The sequence below is a fragment of the Streptomyces sp. AHU1 genome, assembly GCF_045343905.1.
In the GTDB taxonomy this organism is placed as follows: domain Bacteria; phylum Actinomycetota; class Actinomycetes; order Streptomycetales; family Streptomycetaceae; genus Streptomyces; species Streptomyces triticiradicis.
The window spans coordinates 8,889,398-8,913,055 of the sequence record NZ_CP174283.1; the positions used below are offsets into that span (position 1 = coordinate 8,889,398).

The window sequence follows — 23,658 nt, forward strand, 5'->3', positions numbered from 1 at the left end:
CATGGTAACCACGCCGGTGCACGGCGAGCTTCGAAGACTGCCGCGAGGGCTGCCGGACACCAAGCCGCCTCCTGATTGTCGGTGCCGCCCGCGAGACTCGTTCCATGATGGCGAAACTGCCCTTGGACAGCCCTCGTCGGTGTGGTTTCGACGGTGTGAAGGTCGAGGAGGTGCGGGTGCTCCTGGAGCAGCTGGCCTCCGCGGCCGCCACCGGGGGCGTGTGCGACCGCGGAGAGCGCGCGCTCCTGGAACATCCGTCCTTCGGACCGTCGCCGTAGACCTTCGGCGGACGACGTGGAGCCCGGTGGCTTCCCAGACTGGGGCCGAGGCGAAGGACGCCGGTGCGGGAGTCGGGAGGCGCGATGCAAGGGACACCGGGGATCAGCCGGGCGCGGTTTCTGGGGATGGCGGCGGCCGTCGGCGGCGCGGTGGCACTGCCCGTCGGCGCGGCGGCGCGGGCTGCGGCCTCGGACGGGCGGACGACGCCCGGCCGGCGCGGGCTGACCCACCGGGGCGTGGTGTACGAGGTCGGCGCCGGCGAGACGCCCGCGACGGCGTGGAACGCCAGGACCATGCGTGCGGACCTGCGCGCCGTCTCCCGTGACCTGCACGCCGATTCCGTCAAGGTCACCGGGGACGGCGTCGCACGGCTCACCGCGACCGCGGCCGAGGCGGCGGAGCGCGGCCTGAACGTCTGGCTCGAACCGACCCTCGGGGACGTGCCCGAGCGGGAGATCCTGGACCATCTCGCGGAGACGGGCCGGTACGCCGAGCGGCTGCGACGGCAGGGCGCCGGCGTGCATCTGAGCGTCGGCTGCGAGTTCGTGCTGTGCGTCCCCGGCATCGTGCCCGGCGCGAACGTCCAGGAGCGCGTCGAGAACCTGCTCAAGGGCGACGTCGACCCGGTCCTCATGGCCCGGCGCCTGCGCCGGTTCACCGCGAAGGCCGCGAAGGTGGGCCGGTCCGTCTTCAAGGGACGACTGACGTACGCGGCGGCCCAGGACGAGGACGTCGACTGGCGTCTCTTCGACCTCGTGGGCATCGACTACTACGGGTACTTCCGGCGGCCCTCGGACTACCTCCGCGATCTCGCCGCCTACCGCCGCTTCGGCAAGCCCGTCGCCGTCATGGAGTTCGGCTGCTGCACCTTCGAGGGCGCGCCGGAGCGCGGCGGCATGGGCTGGGACGTCGTCGACCACACGAAGGAACCTCCGGAGCTCGAGGCGGGCCTCGTGCGCAGCGAGCGCGTCCAGGCCCAGTATCTGACGGACGTACTGGCGGCGTTCGAGGCCATGGGGCTGTACTCGGCGATGGCGTACACCTTCGTCTCCCGCGACGCACCGCACCGCCCGTGCGACCCGCGCCACGACCTCGACACGGCGAGCTACAGCATCGTGAAGACCGTCGAGGACCGCCCCGGCGACCCTGCCTCCGGCGTGCACTGGGAGCCCAAGGCGGCCTTCCACGCCCTGGCCCGGCAGTACGGGTGCGCCCGCCGCGGCTGACGTCCGGCGACGGTGCCGCACCGCCGTCGTGCCGTCGTCAGTACCGCCAGGCGAAGGACGCGCTCTCCCGCATGTCGCCCGGGCAGACGATGTCGGCGATCCGGTTCGCGGAACGCCGGTAGGCGGCCTCCTGTTCGGCGGTCAGCACCCGCGGTGCCGGTGCGCCGGCGTCCGCCCGGTCCGCCGGAGCGAGCAGCGGTCGCAGCAGTGCCAGGTCCCGCGGCGCGGGTTCGGGACGGAGCGTGTCCAGCAGGATCCGCACGTTGAAGCACAGGCTCGAGGCGGTGGACGGGCCGAGCGGGTACGGGTGCTGTCCGGCGATCCGGTCCAGCAGGGCGGTTCCGTGCAGCCGCCCGGCCAGCACCTTCGTCAGGCGGTCCAGCAGGGCCGCGAGGGTGTCGAGGTCCCGCGCCGCGATCTCCACCAGGTGGACGGGTATGTGTTCGCGGCCGTCGGGTCCCCACAGGCCGCTGCCCCGGGCGACCCGGTCCCGCTCCTCCGTCGCCAGCCGGCACACGCGGTCCACGACCGATTCCCTCGGGTCGCGGTGTTCCGCGGGCTCGGCGAAGGGGTCGACGGGCTCGGGAACGTGGGTGCGCAGCGCTTCGGGGAGCGCGGCGCACAGCGCCTCCCAGGCCGCCAGGGCGGCCACCGGGTCGACTCCGTGCGGCAGTTGGGCCGGCTGCTCCACGGCCGCGGCCGCGAGGGGGACGAGGAGCATGGAGTGCGCCCGGTGGAAGTGCCAGAGCCAGGCGGGGTCGCCCGGCACGAGCCGTTCGCAGCGCACGTCGACCGTGCCGGGGGTGTCTTCGCCGAGTGTCACAGGATCCTCCGAGGCCGGTTCCGGGCATGGGGGACGGGCGTACGTACGCGTCCGCCCGACAAGTCCTCATCATATCGTCACACTGACGATATGGAGGTCGGTTCCCTGAACTCCCACCGCTTCCGGCCGGCACCGGCCCGCACCGCGCCCTCCCGGCCACCGATACCGGTGCCGATACTGGTACGACCGTCCGTCCACCCGTCGGCGCACGGCATATTTCGACATACCTCCCCGACCGAAGCATCTGGGCTATAGATTCACGTCCCGACCGCGTATCACCGGCATTGTCCGGTGCGCGGACGAGCGGTCGAGGCATGGAAACACGGGGGAACGTCGGTGCGTGTACGAGAGTTGTGGATCGGCTTGGCGGCGGTGGCCGTCACGGCGACCGGATGCGCGGCGGGAACGCCCGACGCGCGGGAAAGCCCCTCCGCGGCGGCGCCTTCCGCTCCCGGAGTCGGCGAGTCGGCCGACTCGTCGAACCTGAGCCCTCAGGGGCGGGCCGCCCGCGCGGTCGAGCAGGCCATGATCGGCCGCCACGTGACCGCGTTCGACATCGAGGCACGCAATCCCAGTGACCCCGCTCAGTTCCACGGCCAAGGACGTATCGACATGTTCTCGGGCCGTACGAGGGCCGCCGCGACCCATGTCCTGTACGAGCCGGGCGAAGACCCGTGGTTTCCCCCGGACGTCGTGGTGATCGGAAACCACGCCTGGGTGACCCCGGACAACTCTCCCAGGACCGACACGGCGACGTACGGGCCGACCACCTACGTCGGCGACGCCGGCGCCGCGACGGGCGACCTCTCCGTCGGCAACGCCCTGCAGACTCGCTGGCTGGCATCCCCGGAACACCTCGCGGCGCTGATCGCACACGCCGACCACTTCCGCGAAACCGATCACGCCGGACGGGAACTCACCGGCCGGGTCGCCCTCTCGACCCTGGCGGCGGACCCGACGGGGGCCTTCTTCTACCGCCCCTACGCCGAGGCGAGTCCCGGCAAGGAAGTCTCCTTCACCATCGTCACCGGCGCCGACCACCTGCCGGTGTCCTTGGACATGACCGTCCCCTTCCGCCACGACGACACGGACCATCTCTCGCAGTACACCGTGGACCCCTTCTCGGTGAAGTACCGCGACTGGGCCAAGGGCGGTTCCATCACCCCACCCGCGCCGTCCCCGTCCCCCCAGTGGGGCGGCCTCCCACCACGGAACGACACCACCACGCCCCGACCGGCAGGCTGACCAGGTCATTCGTCGCTCTCCGCCGGCACCACCCGAAGAGTCTCGGTGTCGCGGGGGCGCAGGCGACGGCCGCGGGTGGCGGTGGTGGCCGGTGCAGGGCGCGAGCTGGGACGAGAGTGCGCGACGCTTCTGGCCGGACGGGGCGCGAAGGTGGTGGTCAACGACGTGGGGACCGGGATCGACGGCCGCGGGTCGTCGGCGGCGCCCGCGTGCACCGTGGCCGAGGGGATCGGCACGACGGGCGGTGAGGCCGTCGCGGACCTCCACGACGTCTCCACCCCGGCCGACGCGCGGGCACTGGTGGCGGCCGCCGTCCAGCGCTGGGGACGACTGGACGTCGTGGTCAACAACGCGGGGATCTCGATCCCGCGGCCGCCTCCCACAGTCCTGAGCTGCGCATCATGCGGCAGACGGCCATAGACGTCACGTTCATGTGCAACGACGTCTACTCGCTGGAGAAGGAGGAGGCGCGCGGTGACGTGGACAACCTCGTCCTGGTCATCGAACACGGCCGTCGCTGCACGCGCGCCGAGGCCGTCGCCGAGGCCCGCCGGGAGGTCGGGCGACGCGTCGAACGGTTCGAGGCACTCGCTCTGCAAGTGCCCGGTCTCTGCGCGCTGCTGAGGCTCACCGACGCGGAAGCGGCCGCCGTGCGCACGTACGTGGAGATCATGGCCGCGTGGATGAGCGGCTATCACGCCTGGCAGACCCGGACCCGCCGCTACACGAACGTGCTCCACGTCCTTCCCCGCACCGGGCCGGGCCACTTCGACCAGATCATCGGCGCCTGACGACACCCCGCCCGCGCCCGGCGTCAGATGTCCAGAACACTCCTGATGGTGCGTACGACACCGTCGTCGGTGTGCGCGGGAGCCAGGTGGCGGGCGCGGGCGAGGACGGCGGGATGGGCGTTGGCCATCGCGTACGACCACTCGGCGGCGTCGAGCATGCCGAGATCGTTCAGGTAGTCCCCGAACACCATCGTCTGGTCCGGGCCGATGCCCAGGTGCTCCTGGAGTCGGCGCACGGCGACTCCCTTGTCGGCGGTGTGGTTCATGACGTCGATCCAGTGCTCGCTGGAGACGACCACCTGGTGGGTGTCGGCGAAGGGGGCGAGTGCGGGCGCCGTGGTGCGCTCGATCGGCCCGAAGTCGAAGACCGCGACCTTGACGATCTCGTCGTCCACCGCGGTGGCGTCGTCGACCAGGCGGTGCGCGTGGTAGTAGCGGCACACTTCGTCGAGGAAGGCCTGGTCACGGCGTTCGATGTAGGCCGCGCGCTTGCCGCACACGACGACGCCCACGTCCACGCCCTCGTCCGCGAGCTGCCGGACGGACTTGACCAGTCGCGCGGAGACGGCGGGGTCGAGGGGGTCCGAGGAGACCTCCGTGCCGTCGCGGACGACGAACGCGCCGTTCTCCGCTATGTAGACCATGCCGTCGTCAGCGCCGCCGAACAGGTGGGCCAGCGTGGCGTACTGGCGTCCGCTGGCGGGACTGAAGACGACGCCCCGGCGGCGCAGGTCGGCGAGCAGGGGCCACAGACCCTGCGGGACGCGCCCGTCGGCGTCCAGCAGGGTGCCGTCCATGTCGGTGACGACGAGCCGGATGTCGGGACGGCCGGAGAGGGGAGCAGGGGCAGAGGCGGGCGCGGTTCGCGTGGTCATCGTGTTCCGGGAGGGTCGGTGCGGAAAGGGGCTGAAGGGGCTGGGGGTGGTCACCACTGCGTGGTGGGGTGGGCGTCGCGGACGATCAGGGAACCGAGCTCCTCGACGGCGCGGGCGCGCGCTCCGGTCAGCTCGGGCAGGGGCAGGGCCGCCGCGCTGAGCGGGACGGAACGTGGTGAGCGGGCGAGGTGTTCCTCGACCGCGGCGATCAGGAGGGGGTGGGAGCCCCAGGGTCCGCCGAGGACGACCGTACGGGGGTCGGCGAAGGCGAGGGCGGCGGACAGGACACCGCCGATGGCGTGCGCCAGAGCGAGGCGTACCCGCTCGGCGCGGGTGTCGGAGGCCTCCAGGACGCCCAGCAGTTTCGGCACGTCGACCGCGGTGGAGGAGTTCCGGCGCAGGCCGAGCGCGGCGAACACCTCCGTGAAGGCCATGGCCTGCCCGTCCGGGCCCGCGGTGTACAGGTGCGCGACCTCTCCGACGAGGCCTCCGTGTCCGCGGCGCACGACGCCGTCGCCGACCACCGCGCAGCCGAGGCCTTCTCCGAGGTGGAGGTAGACGAAGTCGTCGACGCCCTGCACGCAGCCGTGTTCGTACTCCGCGCGGGCGGCCCAGTTGACGTCGTTGTCCACGAGGACCGGGCCGGTCACCGTGTCGGCCAGGACGGCGGGCGGATCGAGCGCGCCCACGAGGAACGGGGCGTCCGGCAGGTGCACCAGCCGGCCGGTCGCCCGGTCGACGGGGTCGGCGGCGCTCACGACCGCGAGGCGCAGCGGGCCGGCGGACTCGCCGTCGAGCCGGGCGGCCGCCGCGCCGAGCGCCTCGGCCGCCGCTTCCTGTCCCGCGTCGGCGTGCAGCGCGGTGCGGACCTGTCCGTGGGTGCGTCCGCGGGCGTCCACGGCCTCGGCGACGACGCCGTGCGGGGTGATGCTCGCCACCAGGGCGGTACCGGCGTGCGGTGCCAGCGCGTAGTACGAGCCGACCCGGCCGCGCCCGGTGGTGCGCTCGCCGGTGTCGACGACGAGCCGCGCCTGTTCGAGGCGCTGGACGCTCTCGGAGATGGTCGGCTTGGAGATGCCGGTCCTGGTGGCGATCTCGGCCCGGGTGAGCCGGTCGTGGGCCATCAGGACGCGCAGCACGTTCTCGTCCGTCAGAGCCCGCAGCAGTTCCAGGGACGGTTTCGGCGCGGTCATGCGGACAGTCTAGTAAGGAGTCTTGCCTAAAGATGCGCGGGGGGTTACGTTCCTCTAGTAAGGAGTCCTGACTAAAGGAGCTGAGATGACGCTCGCCGCCGAGCAGCGCCCCGTGCCCTCACTGCCGCACTGGAACCAGACCCCCGAGGACATCGCCGCGGCCGTCCGTGAGATCAAGCGCGCCCTGCGTGCCCGCATCGAGGCGCACGGCCGCACGGTGGAGCAGGCCTTCGCCGCCGTCGAGGAGCGTGTCGGGGCACGTATCGCGGAGATCGAGGCCGACCGCGAGCGCGGCGAGGAGATCTGGCCCGTCCTGGACTACGACGCGATCGCCGCCGGCACCGTCTCCCCGGCCCGGACGGCCAAGCTCGAGAAGCGCGGCTGTCTGGTCGTGCGCGGCCACTTCCCGCACGAACAGGCGCGGGCCTGGGACCGGGACATCGTCGACTACGTCGAGCGCAACAAGTTCTTCGAGACCTACACCGGCCCCGGCGACGACTTCTTCGGCAGCGTCGGCTCCAAGCCCGAGATCTACCCCGTCTACTGGTCGCAGGCCCAGATGCGGGCCCGCCAGTCCGACCGTACGGCCACCGTCCAGTCCTTCCTGAACTCCTTCTGGAAGCACACCGACGACGAGGGCACCCAGTGGTTCGACCCCGATCGCGACGCCCTCTACCCCGACCGCATCCGCCGCCGCCCGCCGGGCACGGACTCCTCCGGCCTCGGCACCCACTGCGACCCCGGAACCCTCGACCTGTGGATGACCCAGGAGTACCAGCGGGCGTTCCGCCACCTCTTCAGCGGCCAGGTCGAGCGGTACGACCCCTGGGACCCCGCCCACCGCACGGACGGGCCCCAGTACCCCGGCTCCACCATGTGCTCCGCGTTCCGCACCTTCCAGGGCTGGACCGCGCTGTCCGACATGGACGCCGACCAGGGCGTCCTGCACACCGTCCCGATCCCGGAGGTGATGGCCTACCTCCTGCTGCGCCCGCTGCTGCCGGACGTCCCCGAGGACTCCATGTGCGGCGTACGGCCCAACCAGGTCTTCCCCGTGACCAAGCGCTGGCACCCGGACCTCTACCGCGCCCTGACCCCGATCCCCGACGTCAGGGCGGGCGACTCCGTGTGGTGGCACTGCGACATGATCCACAGCGTCGCGCCCGTCGAGAACCAGAAGGGCTGGGGCAACGTCATGTACATCCCCGCCGCACCCTGGTGCCCCCGCAACGAGAAGTACGCGGCCGACGTCAGGGAGGCGTTCGCCACCGGCTCCAGCCCGAGCGACTTCCCCGAGGAACACTACGAGCGTTCCTGGAACGGCCGGTTCACCCTCGAGCAGCTCAACGAAACCGGACGCCGGGGCCTCGGCCTGCCCCGGCGCCCGGACTCGACGACCGTCATGTAATGAATGTCCGTACCTGGACGTGCGGTTGCGGAACGGTCCGCAACCGGGCGTGAACGCGGCGAAGGATCTGCCGGCTGCCGGACTGGCGGTGACCGCTTGTGGAGTCGGCGTAAGTCATCAACGGAGCATCGCCGGAGGGCAGTTGGCGACGAAGCAGGAAGTCCTGCAGCGCGAGCCATAGGAATCCCTCTCTCGCAGGAGGGGAGGAAGTCACTGCTGGCAGCGTCCGAACGTCACGACGTAGGTGCCGGCGCCGGGCGACGAGGCCCCGGCCCGGTCCGCCGAGCCGGGCTGGGCCCACGGGCCCATCTCGCGCAGCGACGGCTTGAGGATGATGGCACGGTGACCGGGGCTGTTCATCCACCAGTTGACGGCGGCCTGCGGAGTTCCCGATCCGCCCCACCCGGTGTACGCGATCTCGTTGAACTCCCACGAGCGGGGGTTGGGACAGTATCCGGCCGCCTGGATGCGGCTCTGCGGTGTCGAGCCGGTTCGGGGGTTGCGGTGCGGGTCGATGCCCGGTCCCCACCACTTCAGCTGGACGGCCGCGACAGCGTGCTGCTGGGCCGCGTTCGTCAGGGCCTGGTTGGTGGTGAGGGGAGAAAGCCCGCGCTGTGTGCGCTGCGCGTTGATCAGGCAGATCACGGCATCCCTCGCCTGGGCGGTCGTCCCGGCGGTCGGGGCCCGGTTGGCGGCGGCCTGGTCGCAGGTCACGGCCGCCGCGGGCGAGGCCGCCACGACAGGGAAGAGCGTGGCCGACAGGGCGGCGACCGCAGCAGTGCTCAGCAGTTTTCCGGTGCGCGACATGCGGCTCTGCATGGGTACTCCACCTCCTGCGAACAAGAAGGGTGTTGTCTCCAGGCTGTCACCGGGTCTGACCCGTCGCCAACCGGGGCCGCGGGCCTAGCGGATGCGCTTGTCCTTCTGCCTGACCCCGGCTCGCAGCCGCCCCGGGCTCGGCGCGTTCGCTCTCCCGCGAGGCGGGGCCTGCGTGGTGACAGCCCGTCACGGAACCCCCCACCCGAAGGGCACAACGGTTTCGGACGGGTCCAACGCCGACCAACACCGGCAAAGGCCGACTTGCCTGGTCGGCGGCATGACTTGACGGGCACCGCAGAAAATGCCCGAAGGGACCGCACCCCGTGACGTGGTGGGTGGGCTTCGCGACGGCCACCTGGACCGGCGAGAGCGAGCCGACCTGGTACGAGACCTTCGGAGGCGAGGAGAAGCGCGGGGTGGTCGCAGGCGGTGCCCTGGTGGTCCTGCAGGGCGAAGGAGATCCGGCCCGGCCCGGACAGCGAGCCGTTCCGGATCGGCACGAGGGCGCCCGAGGTCGCCGGCAGGGTCTTCGGGGTCTTCTTCCCGGGCGGGAGAGGTTTCCTCGACCACGTGCCGAGGAGGGAAGGAGACCACGAGCCGGGCGTCGTCACCGGTGGCCTCGAGGACCGGCATCCCGTCGGCGCGGGTTTCGGTCACGGTCGGACCGGACCACGAAACTCCGGGGAGCGGATGGTCCGAGGGTCGGACGGGGAGGAAGTTCGGCACGATGACCACCGGCCGGGGTCGAAGACGTGTGGGCGCGGCCGAAGTCGACGAACGCAAATCTGATTGAAATGCGAACTTCTGAGGGGTCGTTCGGCGCACCTGACCCCAGACTCGTCCCGTGCACAGGCCATGTCAATTTAGGTCGGGGCGCGTCCACGCCACGCAGGACCTCGGGCCGGCTCCACCCCGGACGCACATCGCCCGTCCGCGCGCCTGACCTTCTGTCGGTCGCGCGGATCATGGGGCGGGCGTACGATGCAAGGTGGGGGACAACGGGGATTGCGGGAGCCTATTCGACCCGTACGCAGTTGAGCATGCGCCTTGCGGCCATAGACCCTGCGATATCTCGCCAGCCCCTGCGATATCTCGTCGTCGGCAGCGACAGGGATGAACCATGACTGAAAACACCGTTCCCTCGCGCCTTCAGTTCCGACTGCGTGGATTCATCGAGCACGAGTCCACCGACGATTTTCTTCAGGGCGCCAACGATGAAGTGTATATGTCCGCCGTAGGGCTTGACTCTTCGTCGGTGAAGAAAGGGGCCGACGGGAAACCGACTGTCGGCCTGATCCACGCTCCGCAGATCGGCGATGTGTCCGACAACGCCGTCCGGGGCCCGTGGGCCACCAACCCGCACGTACTGATCGACTTTGACCTTCAACAGCCCGGCGACTGGCCCCGGACGTACACGGTGACGCTGTTCATCGTCGAACACGACAACGGCGACCTGGCCAAGGCCTTCGAAGTGCTCAACGAGCAGGTCGGACAAAAGATCAGGACCGCGGTGGTGGCGGCTGCCAGCTCGGCGGCCGCCGGCCTCGCCGGCGCGGCGGTGGGTTCGGCGATTCCCGGAATCGGAACCGTGGTCGGTTTTGCCGTGGGAGTTCTCGCCGGTGCCGCCTACGACGGCATCATCACCGCGATCGACGAGGGTCTTTCGGACGACGTCTTCGTTCCCGTTTCGCTCACGCTGACGGCTGAGGACTTCCTGCTCACCGGAACGCAATCCGATGTCGGCGTCCAGAAGTCCTTGGAAGTCAAACAACATGGTGGCCACTACACCATCTTCTACGACTGGAACATGGTATCCGTCGCGGCCCCGGATGGTGTCGGCTTCCCGACCCTGAGCCTCCATTCCCAGGGTCCGGCGGTGCGTAAGCTCCAGCAGTTGTTGAACGGGCATGTTCCTGATCTGCCGTCGTTGGCTGTCGACGGGGATTTCGGGCCGGTGACGGATGGTCGGGTGCGTGAGTACCAGCGGCGCGTGGAGATCACGGTGGATGGTGTCGTGGGTCCTCAGACGTGGGGCATGCTGACGGGTGGTGAGGTGTCGCAGGAGGCGGCTGTCGGTACGCCGACGTTGCAGCAGGGTGCGCATGGTCCTGCGGTGCGTAAGGTGCAGCGGTTGCTGAATGCTCACGTTCCCGATTTGCATCAGCTTGCCGTCGACGGTCGCTTCGGTCCGGTCACGGACGGCAGGGTGCGTGAGTTCCAGGGGCGTGTGGCGATCGTGGTCGACGGCATCGTCGGGCCCCAGACCTGGGGGCACCTGACGCAGTAACAGGGGAAGCCCGGCACGCGGTGAAACTGCGCGTTGTCGACCAGGAGATCGTCGGTCCCCGGACCTGGGAACGCCTGACGCAGGGACGTGCGACTGTGACTCCGTCCCTGCTCTCTCGAGTGGCCTTCCGCAGCAGCCGTGTCGATCGACTCAGTCGTCGGCGGCGACGAGGAGCGTGATCCGCCCGGCCGAGCGGTCGATGAGCACGAATTCGTGGAAGTCCACGTGCACACGCCCCCAGTCATGAATCGCCTCGTCCCCGAGCCCGCTCAGGTAGTAGATGTGGCTGGCCGCGGCCAAGCGATCGAACACCTCCTGCCGCAGATCCGCCTCCAGCTCGGTGGGTACGTTCCCGAACTGGTTCGCCCACCCCCACAGGACGTGCGCGCTCTTCTCCCGGCTGACGGCTTCGTAGACGTCAGGGGTGACCAGCCTCAGCCAGTACGGTCCGTGCCTGGACCCCTCGGCCAGGACCCCGCCACCCGCGTAGTCGTTCCGGAACTGTTCATGCCCGATGAGCGCAGCGAGCAGTTCCCGATTCCCGCCGGACTCCGCAGGGAGCCGCAGATGTTTGACGTCGACCCACCTGAAGCCGTGTGACCTCGGGTCCTGGAACGCGTAGTCCCGGAAATTGATAAAGGCACTGGCCTCATGGGCGAGCTGGTTCTCCACAGCGCCACAGCTTAGGAGCCGAACAAGGTTGCTCCGCCTGGGACGCGGTCGGTGGCTCCGCTCGGCGCCGGTAGGCGCAGAATACCGGCGCGCGGGCCCACCCCGACGCGCCTGTCGACGGCGGTGGGCCCGCACCTGCCGTCGGGCCGGAAGAGGCGTGCACGACGGAACCCGGTAGAACGGCCGCTGCCTGGGAAGACGCGAATTGATCTTCGTTGACGTTCCAGGGGAGGAAACATCACCATGGCCGTTCCCGCACGCGCCCGGCGTACCGCGCGCCGCCCCCGCCGGTTCGAACTCCGGGCGACGGCCCTCTACTTCGCCCTCCTCGCCGTCATCATCGCCCTGGTGGGCGCGGCCGCCCGCACCGCGGCCGCGGCCGCGGTGCACCGTCCCGCCTGGGCTGCGGCGCTCGCCCTCATGGGCGTCGGCGCCGTCATGGCCGGCTGCCGCGGGAAGCGTCGCATATCGGCGGCCAGGATCGTGCGCCGCTCGGCCGAAGCCCTGGACGAAGCCACACAGACGGCGGTCGAAGCGCTCGACGCGGCGTCACCGGCTCCTGCCGTCGACCTGGCCCCCGCCGGGGCCGGCGCCTGCAGCGGCCGCCTCGGCACGGAACCCACCGTCCTGCTTCCCGAGGCCGTGCCCGAGGCGCCCGCGGACATGGTGGAGATCGCCTACGAGGCCCTGGACCCGGACGAGTTCGAACAGGCGGTGGCCGAACTGTGCCGACGCGACGGCTGTCTCGATGTGGACGTCGTGGGCGGGGCCGGCGACCTGGGCGCCGACGTCGTGGCGAGGACGCCCGACGGGCGCTCGGTCGTCATCCAGTGCAAGCGGTACTGCGACGGCAACCGGGTCGGCTCACAGGACCTGCAGCGCTTCGGCGGCACCTGCTTCACCGTTCACGGCGCCGATGTCGCCGTCGTGGTCACCACCAGCGACTTCACCGCCCCCGCGCTCGACTACGCGGAGCAGTGCGGCATCGTGTGCGTCGACGGTCCGCAGTTGCGGCGCTGGCAGGAAGGCACGGGACCGCGGCCCTGGGAGGCGCAGCCGTCGGCGGGCTGAGGCGGGTCGTGGGCGGCGCCCCCGTGCATCATCTCCCGAAGCTTCGAGGAACCGCCGGTCGTCTCGAACTCCTCGCAGTACGGACAGCGCGGATCCTCGTACAGGCGCACGGTCATCCTCGCGTCCGGATCGCCCACGAGAACGGCGGCGCCGTCCTTCGCTGGCTTCTCAAACAGCTTCTCCGCACTCTCGAACGCAGGCTCGGCCTGTGCTGCCCGCTGCCCGTACCCGGTCGGCATCGGCATCGCGGCCCCACACAGCACAGCGACCTCGTCCTCACCCCTGAAGGGGGAGAGGACGTCAACCCCAGGTCTGGTGGCACAGGGCCGCGAGCTCGGAGGACGTGACCCCGTCCGCCTGGCGGCACAGCTGACGCATCTGGTCGGGCAAGGGCTGCGGACGGATGCGCGGTGCCCGCGGAGTCGGGTGGCGGTGAGCCCTCGCGCGGGAGTGTGCTCGCGGCGGCTTTCGGCGCTGCGGAACGGCTCGCGCGTGCGGCACCGCGTACGTCGGCGGCACCGTATGCGTCGGCGGAACCGTACGAGGCGTGGTGCGTCGTGCTGGTCCCCCCGCATGACGGGGAGGAGCCGTTGCGACCCCGGCCGCACGCCGCGGCCGTTCCGGTTCGGTCTTCACCAGAGCGGAACGAGGCGAGGACTGCGTCACCGGTACGGACCTCGGTGAGGCTGCGCCGTCCGCCGCGAGCGAGGCGCGTACACCCGGGCGGCCGTCGACCGGCGGGACCTTGGGGGCCACGGTGGTGCAGCCCGTGACACTGAGCAGCGCCAGGAGCAGGATGATCAGCGGGCGAGGAGACACCGGTCCACTGTGCTGCACCGTGAAGACGGTCGAGCGGCACCACGCGGCGGATCATCACAAGGCGGGAGGCCGCCGCTGTGGGTTGACGCGACAGTCCAGAGGGGTGGGGCGGGGAGAGGTCGAGCGAGCGCGGAGAGGCCTCGCGGCACCAGCCTGGAGGGGGCTTCCGACGGAAGCCTGAGCGCACGGACGTGTTCGTCCGGGAGCACTGATGGCGCTATTCGAAAACGGCTCTGTCCGCAGTTCCGTGACGGCCCACATCCTCACGCCGAGCACCGATGCTCGTGTAGAACTGCACCAGCCCGGAACCGGAGACGCCCGCAACGCTCTTCGTCCTCGCCGGCTGCGTCGCCAGCACACCGGAACCGACCGGTCGCCGTCAGGCAAACGGCCCCGACATCACCCATTCAAGTTCAGTAGCCGGCGGTGAGGTCGAGCATGTTGGCGGCCGAACTACCCCCGCAGGCGCGGGGACAACACGACCGCAAGGGTTCCCGCGACATCACCCGACGAAGGCGATCAACGCCTTCCACGCCTCGGGCTGGACAGCGATGCTCACGTGGCCTCGTAGCGGCTATTCAGTATGCGCGGTCGGTGAGTAGCGGACAAAGAGCGAGGGAGCAGGGTCCGGATAGCGGAGCCGTCCAAAGTAAGTGAAGGCAGTCACCGGAAGCGGCTCATGCGGTGCGGTGAGACCCGCCGCGTGGTCATTCTCCGGGACCCATCACTTCACTGTTCAACCACACGGTTGTGCCACATCCGCACGCTCACAACTCACAGACGGGGTAAGCCTGATGAGCTTCAAGTCCACGATCGACAAGGGTGGCACGGCCGCCGCCACGACCGATCTTGCTGCCGAGGGTGCGCAAGCGGCCGCCCGGCCGCGTCACGGAAGGATGATCATGGGCAGGCGGATAGGCGGGGTGGTGCTGGCTGCGATGCTGGCGGTTCCGGCGGTGCTGCTGGGGTCGGCGGAGCAGGCGTCGGCGGCGGACGGCGGCACGGTGACGTGGCGCAACCACAAGAACGACTTCTTCCTGTCCGCCCACGGCGGCCGGGTATGGGACGACAAGTGGGCGGGTGTGAGCAACTACCACCTGTGGTTTGAATACCAGAACAGTGACGGCAGCTGGAACCTGCAGTCGAACGACGGCCAGTGCCTGGTGGGCTACTACCGCCAGGTCTACACCGAGCCGTGCAACCCGCGCCGCGACCAGACCAACTCGTGGCAGCGCTGGTACGAGATCCCGACCCAGACCGGCTGGGCGCTGAAGAACGTCCAGACCCGCTACATGCTCGACGACGCCGGCGACGGCAGCATCTACGCCAACAAGAATGACGTCGGCAATGGCGACCCCAACCAGCGCTGGTACTGAGCCTGCGCACCCACACGCTGCCCCGCCCCTGCCCTTCCCGGGTAGGGGCCGTGCGGCAGCCCTGCGGTGAAGCCGCCGCACCTGGGACGACTGCCCCGGCCATCCCGCCGGGTGGGCGCGTAGCGTGGGAACCGCACCCTGCGCCCCGCCCCGTCCTCGCCGGGAGCCCCGAAGCCGGCCAGTGCCTCGCCCTTCGAGGCACGGCCCCTGTCCTTCTCCCGCCCGCCGCAGCGCCGGCTCAGGCAGGTCCCCGCGGCCACCCGGCCGCGCGGGGACCAGCAGGACCGCAGGTGTGTCGTCTTCGAACGGCTTTCCGCCCCCTACCGGCCCGCGGCCAGGGGATGGCGCGCGTACAAGACACCGGAGACGACCGAGGCCATCGTCGGTGCCGTCGCCGACCCGCTCACCGCCCCGGGCACCCTCCTCCTCGGCCGCTACGGCACCGACGGCCGCCTGCAGTACGTCGGCTCCACCACCCTCGCCCGGAGCACCGCCGCAGTCCTCACCCCGGCGGTCAGCAGTTATCCCTGGACGGGGTGGACGTTCTCCGCGGGGTGGGGCAGCCGCCAACCGCTGGACGTCACCCCGGTGAGCCCCAGCCTCGTGATCGAGGTCGGTGTCGACGTGCCGGACGGCCGGATGGTGGGGTCGACGACCAGGGCGTAGGCGCAGTGGTCGTTGACTTCGGCGTGCAGCTGGTGTCGCTTGAACACGCCGCGCATCACCTGCAGTACGGCGACGGGCTCAGAGCGACATCGAGTCTCCTGCGGTCCGGATCGGAGAGCCGGCGGTCGTGGCGGAGGGGATTCACGAACGGCTCGGAGAAGGCTGGCTCGGGGCGGTCGCACCCTTTATACGATCATGAATTGAATTCGCTTCACCTCTACTACTGTGCATGGGGGATCACATGTCCATACGTCGTCCGTCCCGCTCGCTGAAGGTCACCGCCGCCCTGACCCTTGCCTCGGCCGCGCTGCTGGTGGCCACTCCGTCGGCCGACGCGACCGAGTACAACTTCGACACCTGCATCGCCCAGGTGGGCAGCCGTATCGCCCCGAACGGCAATGAGATTCCGGCCCGGAACTTTGCCCGCGGCAACTCGGGGGTCTGCGTCAAAGCTATCCAGGTAGTGCTGGTCAGGTACGTCGTGACCGAGTCAGAGAAATCCGGTTTCGTCGACGGACAGTTCGGTGCCCGGACCGACTACTACGTGCGCCTCTTCCAGCACCAGTACCGCCTCGATGCTGACGGGATCGTGGGTCCGAGCACGTGGGGTGTGCTGGCGGCCACCTACACCGGCTGACCAGGAACTGAACGGGCTGTCCCGCCCACTGTGCGCCGTACGGGGCCGGCCCGCCGAAGGGCCGGCCCCGTACGGCGTGGCCACCGCCGTCCATGGGGCGCAGACCGACCTCCGTGGACGTCCGCCGGGACCGAAAGCAGCCCGTCACCCCGGGCAGTTGATTCCACACGACGCCCCCGCCGACCGTCACGCCTGGCCGCAATCCTGCGCCGGGCATGGAGCCGGGCGGCGGCTATCGTGGGCGACTCGAGGCCGGACGTGCCCAGCCCGGTCCTCATCGACGCCGCCCGAGTCGCCCTCGACACCGCCCGCATCAGGACCAACACCGTCTCCTGCATGGCCAGTTGGTCGTCGGCCGGGTCATGGGGAGTAGGCAGCGGGGATGGATCGTGCCGGAGGGGCTCCGGGAGATCGCCAGGCCTTTGCTGTCGCCGGCACGGGTGCGGCCGCAGGACGGCGGGGTGGCCGACATCGATGACGAGGCGATGTTCGCGTCCATCATTTACGTCCTGGTCAGCTGCTGCGCCTGGCACGCTCTGCCTCCGCGCTTCGGGACGTCGAAGTCCACGGTGCACCGCCGGTCCCTGATCTCGTCGCGGGCGGGTGTCTGGGGACGGCTGCATCAGCAGACAGAGCCCAGACAGGTCGGGTTGATGGCGATTCGTGAAAACGGCTCTGTCCGCAGTTCCGTGACGGCCTACGTCCTCATGCCGAGTGCTGATGCTTGTGCAGGGCTGCGCTAGCCCGGAAGCGGAGCCGTCCGCAGCGGTCCTTGTCTGCGTCGGTTGCGTCGTCGGCGCAACAGCAGTGCTGCGCCAGCCAGCGCAAGTCTTCCGGGTCAAGCCAGAGAGCAATACGGCCTTGTGCGACCTCGGCTTGCGGATCCGTGGGTTGGGGCGACTTCATGGGTCCTGACTGTATGCCCAGCTCTCGGAACCTCATGGCTGGGTGAGGATCCGGGTCCGGAGGAGTTCGAACGAGGCTCGGCCATACATAGCCCGCTTGAGTGTCTTCACTCGGTTCACGTTTCCTTCGACGACGCCGGAGCTCCAGGGCAGGGTGAGTCCGGCGGTGACGGCGTCGAGGTCCTGGCGGAGGAAGCCGGCGAAGCCTTTCATGGGCTTCGGTGCGTCCTGTTCGGCCTGCTGGATCCACTCCAGCAGCAGGTATCCGCGCTTGTGACGCACCAGATCCGCGAAGGCCCGGGCGAGGTCGCAGACCCGGGTGATGTCCGGGCAGGCGAGCCGGACTTGAAGGAGTCGCTCGTCCTGGCTCTCGGTGAGCGTCTCCCGGGGCCGCATGATCCACGAGGTGATCTTCCGGGGGCTCGGGATGTCTGCCCGGACCGGCTCGGCGGTGCCCGCGCGGAGGGCGGCGAGGTGTTTGCGGACGACCTGGCGGCTGCCGCGATAGCCGCGAGCCTGGATCTCCAGGAAGAGCTGGGTGCTGCTGACCTGGCCCTGGGCCTCGCTGAAGCGGGCGTTGAGGTATGCCTTGAACGGCTCCAGGACGCCGCCTGGGCGGCGGTCGTGGGCGGAGGCCAGTAGCTCGTCGAGGTCGGTGTCGCGGAAGCGGCGCACGGTCTTGCGGTCGAGGTTGAGGCGGCGGGCGATGGCGCTGATCGTCCAGCGTCTCTCCAACAGGCGGTGGATGTCTTCATAGCGGTGGCGAGTGCGTTCGATGATCTGGGTGCGGGGCAGTTCCGCGGGCGGCAACAGCATCGGGGACGGCTCCGGCACCTCGGTCACCGGCTCCTCCTCGGCACATTTGCGCAGGCAGTCGCGGTGCTGGTGACAGGTCTTCTCCACCGCGGCGGACAGGTTCTGCAACAGGTGCCACCGGTCGGCCACTTCGAGGGCGTGAGGGGCGGCTTCCTTGACCGCCTTGGTGTAGGCGGTGGCCCGGCCCCGGCAGATGATCTCGGCCCCAGGATGCACGGTGAGCCAAGCCGCGAACGTCTCCGAGGTGCGGTCGGGCAGCACGTCCACGACCCGGCCGGCCTCGACGTCGACCAGCACGGTGCCGTAGGTGCAGCCCTTGCGGAAGGCAAACTCGTCCACCCCCAGCACCCGCGGTGCGCGGTCCGGCACCGTCGGCAACGAGATCCAGGCCGAAGTCAACCCGCGTCTGCTGAGCCTGGGCATGCCGATGACCCAGCGCGCGATCGATGCCTTCCAGGCCACCACCGCGTTGGCCTGCTTCCTGCGCATCCCCGACCTCGCCGCACGCCTTTCGAAGGAGGACCGCGGAGGCAACTGGCAGCTCCCCGAGAACCCGGCCCCGACCAGCATCATCTGAAAGCGACCGGGCTGTTCGCACTGCCAGCCGCCATGACCGTGCCCGACCGGCCGTGCGAACTGCGCAGGACAAGAACCCCCTGCCTACAAGCTGATCAGCTGCGCCCCCAGCGTTCTCCATCCGCCGTCGCCATCTACCTCGTCTGCGGGTGGCGGGCCCAGACACGCAGGGCCACTGCAAGCGCTGCGGATATTTCGTGACGGTGGAGGCTGAACACCAGATCAGACCCCTGTGAATGTGGGCCTGGCACTCTCCCTGGCTAGGGTGATTGCTTACTCGGAACATGCGAAAGCACAGCACGTGCATGCGGGGAGGATGGGCGTCATACGTGGCGGCATTCAGTGGCTTGTAGAGCAGGATGACTGGCAGCACGGCATGGTCTTTGCGCGTGGCATCTCTCCGGAGGAGCTGGGGTTGCGTATGGGGGCGTACGTGGATCCATCGTTTCTGCGCTGGCGCAATGCGAATGCCCGTCACCCCGGCGTGCTCGCAGCCCGGCGCCGCGAGCGCGCTCGTATTCGCAGCGAGAGGGCATCCGTTGGGGCGGACGCCCCCTCGCCGATGCCGTTTGACCAGCCCGGCGACTTTGCCCGGCCGGGTCCTAGCAGTAGCCGTCCACCCGGGCGCCGGCTGGAGTGAGGTCGGGCCAGGGATGTCCTGCTCTGTCGGAGGCAGCGGACTGTAGGAGGCCGAGAATCGTGCATCCCGGGTAGCCCCGAAAACTCGCGTAGGTGCCCCGGTAGTAGCAGTTCCAGTAGCTCACGACCCGCCGTTGAGTGCGCGCGAAGAAAGCAGGGTTGTCCACGAGGAACTGCCCGTAGGCGAGGTGGCTGCAGGTGCCGGGAGTGGCGAGATCACGGAGCTCATCGCAGATGACGACCAGGATCTCCAAGACGTACTCGCCGACCAGCTGCACGACGAAGGGGACGACCCATGGGTCCGTGCAACCAACGATTTTCTCCAGGTGGCGCTGCCTGACCATGCCGTCGCAGTGCCTTGAGTACAGGCAGTGCAGAAGCTGTTGTTGGCGCGACGAAAGCGACGCCACCCTGTCAGTTGGCGGCTCGTCGTTGTAGAGGCGCTCGGGGATCAAAACCTGCCGGCCCTCCACAGCGACCGAGAACGAGGCATGCGGCTGGAGCCGAGAATCAGGCATCACCGCCAGGACTGCCCCGGCATCGCTTGCAAGCTCGGCTGGGAACGCCTTGATCAACGGATTGCTGTGGTCGGAAAGCGGCTGCACGAGCCGAGCATAGGCGGATGCCTCGGCCAGGCAGCTGACATTATTGGCCCCCACCCGTCCAACCCGGCGAGGGTATGCGGTCAGAGCACCAGCTGTGCCATCTCATGGCATCGGTTTCTCGCGGTCGGGCTCGGCGGCGCAGGACGTGAGGCGATCGGCGAGCGCGACGACGAGGTCGCGGAGTTCATCGGGGCGCTCGATGACGAACGGCCGGTCGAGTGAGGCGAGTACCGGGGGCAACCAGTCGAGCCGCTCCGCCCGCAGCTCGACGCGCAGCCAGCGCTCGGTCGCGCGGTCCTCGTCGGCCGCGGACTCGTGCTCCTCCAGGCTCGCGACGCCGGCCGGAAGGCGGGCGCGGATCTGCTCGACCGTCCCGTGGATCCGCAAGGTCACCTCATGCCGGTACTCGGCCGTGGCGAACCCTGACAACACGCGCTGTTCCGGACCGGGACCCACCGGCGCTTCGAACGAGCCGGGCAGGGTCCGCGCGTCTGCGATGCGATCGAGCCGGAAGGTTCGGTCCTCGCCGATCCGGGCGTCCTCGCCCGTGACGTACCACCGGCCCGCATGGGCGACGATCCCGTACGCGTGCAGTGTGCGTTCGCTGCGCCGTCCGTCACGGTCGGTGTAGCGGATCGAGACCGGTCGGTGGTGGCGCACCGCATCGGCGATCGTGAGCAGGACCCCGGCGTCCGGGGTGTCGAACTCGCCGGGCTGATCCGTGAAGGCGAGGGCTTCCAGGAGTGTGTCGAGCCGGCGGGCGATGTGCTTGGGCAGCACTCGCCGGATCTTCGCCGACGCCGTCTCGCTCGCCGTGCGCTGCGTCGTCGTCAGCCCTGCTCGGCGGCCCGCGACCAGGCCGAGCAGCACGGCCAGCGCCTCGTCGTCGCTGAGCATGAGCGGAGGCAAGCGGTACCCGGGAGCCAGCCGGTACCCGCCGTAGCGGCCGCGCACCGATTCCACGGGCACGTCGAGGTCGAGCAGTTGGTCCACGTACCGGCGCACGGTGCGCCCTTCGACGCCGAGCCGGTCGGCGAGTTCGGCCACCGTCCGGGTGCCGCCCGACTGCAGCAGCTCCAGGAGTGTCAGCACGCGGCCGGTGGGTCGAGGCATGTCGGCAGCCTAACGCGAATACAGGACCGATTCTGTCCACTATTTCTCCTAGCCTGCGACGAGCACGCCTCCAGCACAGCCAAGGAGATTCCCATGGACTTCGTCTCGATCCGCATCATCACCAGCGACGTCGCACGCCTCGTCGACTTCTACGAGCGAGCCACAGGGGCGCGGGCGACGTGGGCCACCGAGGACTTCGCCGAACTCCGGACCGCGGGCGCCACCCTCGCGATCGCCGGCACCCGCACCGTCCCGCTGTTCGCCCCGGGCTCCGCCCGCCCGGCGGACAACCACAGCGTGATCACCGAGTTCCTCGTCGACGACGTGGACCGCGTTCACCAGAACCTGACCGGCTTCGTCACCGACTTCGTCACCGAGCCCACCACGATGCCCTGGGGCAACCGGTCGCTGCTGTTCCGCGACCCCGACGGCAACCTCGTCAACTTCTTCACCCCCGTCACCCCGGCGGCCATCGAGAAGTTCGCACGCTGACGCCACGCACAGCCGCTCACCGGGAGCCCTGAGATCCCAGGGCTCCCGGTGAACGCGGCCGCCGGGTCCAGGAGCGCCACCGGCAGGGGACATCGGAACGCACCGCTGCCCCCCGAAGGACGTCTGCGCTTGTGTCTGCGGGGCGGCGCCGGACGTCCGATCGCGTACGTCGCTGCGGGATCCGGGATCTCCCACCGTTGCCCGGCGAAGTGGTACGCCCACTGGCGCGCACGGCGAGAACGGACTGCTCGACCACTCCTCCCGCCCCGCCACCAGTCCCGCCCGCACCCCCGAGGACATCGCCGACCGGGTGGAGGCGCTGCGGCGTCGGCACCGAGTCCGCCCGCGCCTCCGAACGCACCGGTCCCGGCACCGGCAAGGGCGGATACACGTACCCGCATTCGGCGCTCGACGACCACTTCCGGCTCGCCCGCACCGAGGCCCCGGACGATGAGAAGGCCGTCACCGCGGTCGCCTCGCCGCCGTCTTCCCGACGGACCGGACCCTGCCCGCCCTGACACCACGCCTGCGGATCTTCACGCACCAGCCGCCCCCAGGACACCGACATCGGCGACTACGTGCGGTTCGCCCTCGTGTCGGCCACCCAGGAAGACGACCAGATCCTCGCGGCGACAGAGAAGCTCACCGACGCCTACCGGACGGGAACAGCTCACAGCGCCCGGCGGACGACCCTCGTACCTCTGCCTTCCGGGCGTGGAGCGACGCGAGGTCCTGCCCACCGCCGCAGGCGACGGGGGATAGGGGCGTGCCCGCTGGGTACGCGGGTCTGGTCATCGCGTCGGCGGGTGTCGTCGGTCGTGGTCGAAGGATCAGGGAGGTTCGAGGTGGGGTTCGTCGAGTCGGGTTTCGCTCTGGCCTCCAAAGGCAGTGCGCGGGTTCTGACAGGTCGCTATCGCCTCGACGGGCTGATCGGCTCCGGTGGTGCCGCGGATGTCCACCGCGGGTTCGATCTGCGGCTGCGGCGGCCGGTGGCCGTGAAGATCTTCCGGGCCGGTACCGGCTTCGACACGGAGGAGGATTACCGCAGCGAAGCGGTGCTCCTGGCCCGGCTGCAGCACCAGGGCCTGGTGACCGCCTACGACGCCGGACGGCACGACGGTGACGCCTACCTCGTCATGCAGCTCATCGAGGGCCCCACCCTGAAGACCCGCATAGCCGAAGGCCCCCTGCCGTGGAAGACCACCGCCACGCTCGGAGCCGGCCTGGCCGACGCCCTGGCCCACGCGCACGAGGCAGGAGTGGTCCACCGCGACGTGAAGCCGTCCAACATCATCCTGGACGACTCGGGCGACCCCCACCTGACCGACTTCGGCATCTCACGACTGCTGGACACCACGACCCGCACGGTCACGGGCACCCTTGTCGGAACGGCGGCCTATCTGTCCCCCGAGCAGGTCCTCGGCGAGCCCGTCGGCCGGCCCGCGGACGTCTACGCCCTCGGCCTGGTCCTCCTCGAATGCCTCACCGGCCGGCTCGAGTACGACGGCGGCCCCCTGGAAGCCGCGATCGCACGCCTGCACCGCCGACCCGGCGTCCCCGACTTCGTGCCCCGGACACTCGCAGCCCTGCTGCAGCCGATGACGGCCCTGGACGCCGGAACCCGGCCCACGGCGCGTGACTGCGCCCATGCGCTGGCCCTCCTGGCGGCTGAGCCGGCCGCGGCGGATCCCACGGCACCGGCCGCCCGCGCCACGAGCGTTGTCGTCGCACCGCAGGCGGCCACGGATGCCCGTGACAACACGCACAACATGCCGCTGTCCGGCAGTGAGCGACCCGCCCAGCGGTCCGTTCCTCGGGCTGCTGCGCGCACCGCGCCCGTCCGGAGCCGCTTGCGGGCGGTCGGAGCGGCAGCCGCGCTGGCCGCGGCAATCGCCGCCTTCGCCGTCACCGAGGGATCCTCCGCTCACAGCTCCGGTGGTGATCGGGCGGCGTCGGCCGACGACCGGCCCGCCCCCTCCGACTCCCCGAAGGCGTCGGTACGAGACGACGACAGTCACGCACCGGCGGCGGCGCCGGCCGACGCACACTCGGCCTCTGCCCGTCCCCGGCGCGACTCCGCACCGGGTCGCAGTACGCCTGTCGGCAGCCCGGCCCGTGCTCCGGCCACCGGTGCGGTGCCGACTCCGAACGACGACAGGGCTGGTGCGGCGAAGGGAGTCGGGCCGGACGTTGCCGGGAAGCGCGGCAAGAAGGCCCCCAAGGAGCCGCCCGGGCAGGTACGTAAGGCCCGACAAGGCGGCGACAAAGGAGAAGACGGCAATTCGCAGGGGTCCGGCGGCACAACTCCCGAGGATGAATGACCTC

General features: G+C 70.1%; 23 protein-coding genes and 1 pseudogene. 14 read left to right on the forward strand and 10 right to left on the reverse strand.

Features of this window, described 5'->3' with window-relative positions; translation table 11 throughout:
- Positions 1–155: 155 nt before the first annotated feature.
- Both ACICHK_RS39040 and ACICHK_RS39045 read left to right on the forward strand, forming a co-directional pair.
- Positions 156–278 carry a hypothetical protein gene (locus ACICHK_RS39040; RefSeq protein ID WP_406840691.1) on the forward strand — a complete coding sequence of 41 codons (123 nt, stop codon included), beginning with the start codon at positions 156–158 and terminating at the stop codon, positions 276–278.
- An 84-nt stretch (positions 279–362) separates the two neighbouring features.
- Positions 363–1,505, forward strand: coding sequence for an abortive phage infection protein (locus ACICHK_RS39045; RefSeq protein WP_406840692.1), 1,143 nt, complete (start codon positions 363–365; stop codon positions 1,503–1,505).
- Positions 1,506–1,542: 37 nt separating this feature from the next.
- On the opposite strand, the gene ACICHK_RS39050 is transcribed toward ACICHK_RS39045, so the two are convergent.
- Positions 1,543–2,328, reverse strand: a complete 786-nt coding sequence (locus tag ACICHK_RS39050) for a hypothetical protein (protein WP_406840693.1) — start codon at positions 2,326–2,328, stop codon at positions 1,543–1,545.
- A gap of 336 nt (positions 2,329–2,664) precedes the next feature.
- Between ACICHK_RS39050 and ACICHK_RS39055 the strand changes: the two genes are divergently transcribed.
- From ACICHK_RS39055 to ACICHK_RS39065, 3 genes are all read left to right on the forward strand, one after another.
- On the forward strand, positions 2,665–3,573 hold the full coding sequence (locus ACICHK_RS39055; RefSeq protein WP_406840694.1) for a hypothetical protein: 909 nt from the start codon (positions 2,665–2,667) through the stop codon (positions 3,571–3,573).
- An 84-nt stretch (positions 3,574–3,657) separates the two neighbouring features.
- Positions 3,658–3,993 (forward strand): SDR family NAD(P)-dependent oxidoreductase, encoded by a 336-nt coding sequence (locus ACICHK_RS39060; protein WP_406840695.1) that lies wholly within the window; start codon positions 3,658–3,660, stop codon positions 3,991–3,993.
- Positions 3,975–4,364 (forward strand): hypothetical protein, encoded by a 390-nt coding sequence (locus tag ACICHK_RS39065; RefSeq protein WP_406840696.1) that lies wholly within the window; start codon positions 3,975–3,977, stop codon positions 4,362–4,364. Before ACICHK_RS39060 ends, ACICHK_RS39065 begins: the two co-directional genes overlap by 19 nt.
- A 23-nt stretch (positions 4,365–4,387) precedes the next feature.
- On the opposite strand, the gene ACICHK_RS39070 is transcribed toward ACICHK_RS39065, so the two are convergent.
- Together ACICHK_RS39070 and ACICHK_RS39075 are read right to left on the reverse strand one after the other, a co-directional pair.
- Entirely contained in the window at positions 4,388–5,239 is an 852-nt protein-coding gene (locus ACICHK_RS39070) for a Cof-type HAD-IIB family hydrolase (RefSeq protein ID WP_406840697.1), read from the reverse strand.
- A gap of 50 nt (positions 5,240–5,289) precedes the next feature.
- Positions 5,290–6,432, reverse strand: coding sequence for an ROK family protein (locus ACICHK_RS39075; protein ID WP_406840698.1), 1,143 nt, complete (start codon positions 6,430–6,432; stop codon positions 5,290–5,292).
- Between the two features lie 85 nt (positions 6,433–6,517).
- Between ACICHK_RS39075 and ACICHK_RS39080 the strand changes: the two genes are divergently transcribed.
- Positions 6,518–7,840: a DUF1479 domain-containing protein gene (locus ACICHK_RS39080; protein WP_406840699.1), complete on the forward strand. Its 1,323-nt coding sequence runs from the start codon at positions 6,518–6,520 to the stop codon at positions 7,838–7,840.
- Positions 7,841–8,050: 210 nt separating this feature from the next.
- On the opposite strand, the gene ACICHK_RS39085 is transcribed toward ACICHK_RS39080, so the two are convergent.
- Positions 8,051–8,659 carry a CAP domain-containing protein gene (locus ACICHK_RS39085; protein ID WP_406840700.1) on the reverse strand — a complete coding sequence of 203 codons (609 nt, stop codon included), beginning with the start codon at positions 8,657–8,659 and terminating at the stop codon, positions 8,051–8,053.
- Between the two features lie 1,120 nt (positions 8,660–9,779).
- On the opposite strand from ACICHK_RS39085, the gene ACICHK_RS39090 reads away from it, so the two are divergent.
- On the forward strand, positions 9,780–10,946 hold the full coding sequence (locus ACICHK_RS39090; RefSeq protein WP_406840701.1) for a peptidoglycan-binding protein: 1,167 nt from the start codon (positions 9,780–9,782) through the stop codon (positions 10,944–10,946).
- Positions 10,947–11,096: 150 nt separating this feature from the next.
- Here ACICHK_RS39090 and ACICHK_RS39095 read toward each other — a convergent pair whose 3' ends face one another.
- Positions 11,097–11,618, reverse strand: a complete 522-nt coding sequence (locus tag ACICHK_RS39095; RefSeq protein ID WP_406840702.1) for a hypothetical protein — start codon at positions 11,616–11,618, stop codon at positions 11,097–11,099.
- A 243-nt stretch (positions 11,619–11,861) separates the two neighbouring features.
- Between ACICHK_RS39095 and ACICHK_RS39100 the strand changes: the two genes are divergently transcribed.
- Positions 11,862–12,689 carry a restriction endonuclease gene (locus ACICHK_RS39100; protein ID WP_406840703.1) on the forward strand — a complete coding sequence of 276 codons (828 nt, stop codon included), beginning with the start codon at positions 11,862–11,864 and terminating at the stop codon, positions 12,687–12,689.
- Here the strand turns inward: ACICHK_RS39100 and ACICHK_RS39105 are convergent.
- Positions 12,584–13,264 (reverse strand): thioredoxin domain-containing protein, encoded by a 681-nt coding sequence (locus ACICHK_RS39105; RefSeq protein ID WP_406840704.1) that lies wholly within the window; start codon positions 13,262–13,264, stop codon positions 12,584–12,586. The two genes, ACICHK_RS39100 and ACICHK_RS39105, sit on opposite strands and share 106 nt — an antisense overlap.
- A gap of 1,038 nt (positions 13,265–14,302) precedes the next feature.
- On the opposite strand from ACICHK_RS39105, the gene ACICHK_RS39110 reads away from it, so the two are divergent.
- On the forward strand, positions 14,303–14,884 hold the full coding sequence (locus ACICHK_RS39110) for a hypothetical protein (RefSeq protein WP_406840705.1): 582 nt from the start codon (positions 14,303–14,305) through the stop codon (positions 14,882–14,884).
- A gap of 521 nt (positions 14,885–15,405) precedes the next feature.
- Here ACICHK_RS39110 and ACICHK_RS39115 read toward each other — a convergent pair.
- On the reverse strand, positions 15,406–15,597 hold the full coding sequence (locus tag ACICHK_RS39115) for a hypothetical protein (RefSeq protein ID WP_406840706.1): 192 nt from the start codon (positions 15,595–15,597) through the stop codon (positions 15,406–15,408).
- Between the two features lie 194 nt (positions 15,598–15,791).
- Between ACICHK_RS39115 and ACICHK_RS39120 the strand changes: the two genes are divergently transcribed.
- Together ACICHK_RS39120 and ACICHK_RS39125 are read left to right on the forward strand one after the other, a co-directional pair.
- On the forward strand, positions 15,792–16,187 hold the full coding sequence (locus ACICHK_RS39120) for a peptidoglycan-binding protein (RefSeq protein WP_406840707.1): 396 nt from the start codon (positions 15,792–15,794) through the stop codon (positions 16,185–16,187).
- Between the two features lie 362 nt (positions 16,188–16,549).
- Positions 16,550–16,813: pseudogene (locus tag ACICHK_RS39125) on the forward strand (transposase); the annotation flags it as partial.
- A gap of 312 nt (positions 16,814–17,125) precedes the next feature.
- Here the strand turns inward: ACICHK_RS39125 and ACICHK_RS39130 are convergent.
- Positions 17,126–18,331: an ISL3 family transposase gene (locus ACICHK_RS39130; RefSeq protein WP_406840708.1), complete on the reverse strand. Its 1,206-nt coding sequence runs from the start codon at positions 18,329–18,331 to the stop codon at positions 17,126–17,128.
- On the opposite strand from ACICHK_RS39130, the gene ACICHK_RS39135 reads away from it, so the two are divergent.
- The gene (locus ACICHK_RS39135; RefSeq protein ID WP_406841466.1) at positions 18,225–18,485 is read left to right on the forward strand and encodes a hypothetical protein; all 261 of its coding nucleotides are present in this window, start codon (positions 18,225–18,227) and stop codon (positions 18,483–18,485) included. The genes ACICHK_RS39130 and ACICHK_RS39135 overlap by 107 nt on opposite strands.
- A gap of 601 nt (positions 18,486–19,086) precedes the next feature.
- Here the strand turns inward: ACICHK_RS39135 and ACICHK_RS39140 are convergent.
- Complete coding sequence (locus ACICHK_RS39140; RefSeq protein WP_406840709.1) at positions 19,087–19,728, reverse strand: hypothetical protein; 642 nt, start codon at positions 19,726–19,728, stop codon at positions 19,087–19,089.
- 102 nt (positions 19,729–19,830) lie between these two features.
- The gene (locus ACICHK_RS39145; protein ID WP_406840710.1) at positions 19,831–20,841 is read right to left on the reverse strand and encodes a helix-turn-helix transcriptional regulator; all 1,011 of its coding nucleotides are present in this window, start codon (positions 20,839–20,841) and stop codon (positions 19,831–19,833) included.
- Positions 20,842–20,934: 93 nt separating this feature from the next.
- Between ACICHK_RS39145 and ACICHK_RS39150 the strand changes: the two genes are divergently transcribed.
- Entirely contained in the window at positions 20,935–21,333 is a 399-nt protein-coding gene (locus ACICHK_RS39150) for a glyoxalase/bleomycin resistance/extradiol dioxygenase family protein (protein ID WP_257857693.1), read from the forward strand.
- An 845-nt stretch (positions 21,334–22,178) separates the two neighbouring features.
- On the forward strand, positions 22,179–23,654 hold the full coding sequence (locus ACICHK_RS39155) for a serine/threonine-protein kinase (protein WP_406840711.1): 1,476 nt from the start codon (positions 22,179–22,181) through the stop codon (positions 23,652–23,654).
- The last annotated feature ends 4 nt before the right edge of the window (positions 23,655–23,658 follow it).

Coding starts and splice junctions, on each gene's coding strand:
- ACICHK_RS39045 (WP_406840692.1), top strand. CDS start 363: ATGCAAGGGACACCGGGGATCAGCCGGGCGCGGTTTCTGGGGATGGCG.
- ACICHK_RS39065 (WP_406840696.1), top strand. CDS start 3,975: ATGCGGCAGACGGCCATAGACGTCACGTTCATGTGCAACGACGTCTAC.
- ACICHK_RS39070 (WP_406840697.1), bottom strand. CDS start 5,239: ATGACCACGCGAACCGCGCCCGCCTCTGCCCCTGCTCCCCTCTCCGGC.
- ACICHK_RS39075 (WP_406840698.1), bottom strand. CDS start 6,432: ATGACCGCGCCGAAACCGTCCCTGGAACTGCTGCGGGCTCTGACGGAC.
- ACICHK_RS39080 (WP_406840699.1), top strand. CDS start 6,518: ATGACGCTCGCCGCCGAGCAGCGCCCCGTGCCCTCACTGCCGCACTGG.
- ACICHK_RS39085 (WP_406840700.1), bottom strand. CDS start 8,659: ATGCAGAGCCGCATGTCGCGCACCGGAAAACTGCTGAGCACTGCTGCG.
- ACICHK_RS39090 (WP_406840701.1), top strand. CDS start 9,780: ATGACTGAAAACACCGTTCCCTCGCGCCTTCAGTTCCGACTGCGTGGA.
- ACICHK_RS39100 (WP_406840703.1), top strand. CDS start 11,862: ATGGCCGTTCCCGCACGCGCCCGGCGTACCGCGCGCCGCCCCCGCCGG.
- ACICHK_RS39105 (WP_406840704.1), bottom strand. CDS start 13,264: ATGCGGGGGGACCAGCACGACGCACCACGCCTCGTACGGTTCCGCCGA.
- ACICHK_RS39110 (WP_406840705.1), top strand. CDS start 14,303: ATGAGCTTCAAGTCCACGATCGACAAGGGTGGCACGGCCGCCGCCACG.
- ACICHK_RS39120 (WP_406840707.1), top strand. CDS start 15,792: ATGTCCATACGTCGTCCGTCCCGCTCGCTGAAGGTCACCGCCGCCCTG.
- ACICHK_RS39130 (WP_406840708.1), bottom strand. CDS start 18,331: ATGCCCAGGCTCAGCAGACGCGGGTTGACTTCGGCCTGGATCTCGTTG.
- ACICHK_RS39145 (WP_406840710.1), bottom strand. CDS start 20,841: ATGCCTCGACCCACCGGCCGCGTGCTGACACTCCTGGAGCTGCTGCAG.
- ACICHK_RS39150 (WP_257857693.1), top strand. CDS start 20,935: ATGGACTTCGTCTCGATCCGCATCATCACCAGCGACGTCGCACGCCTC.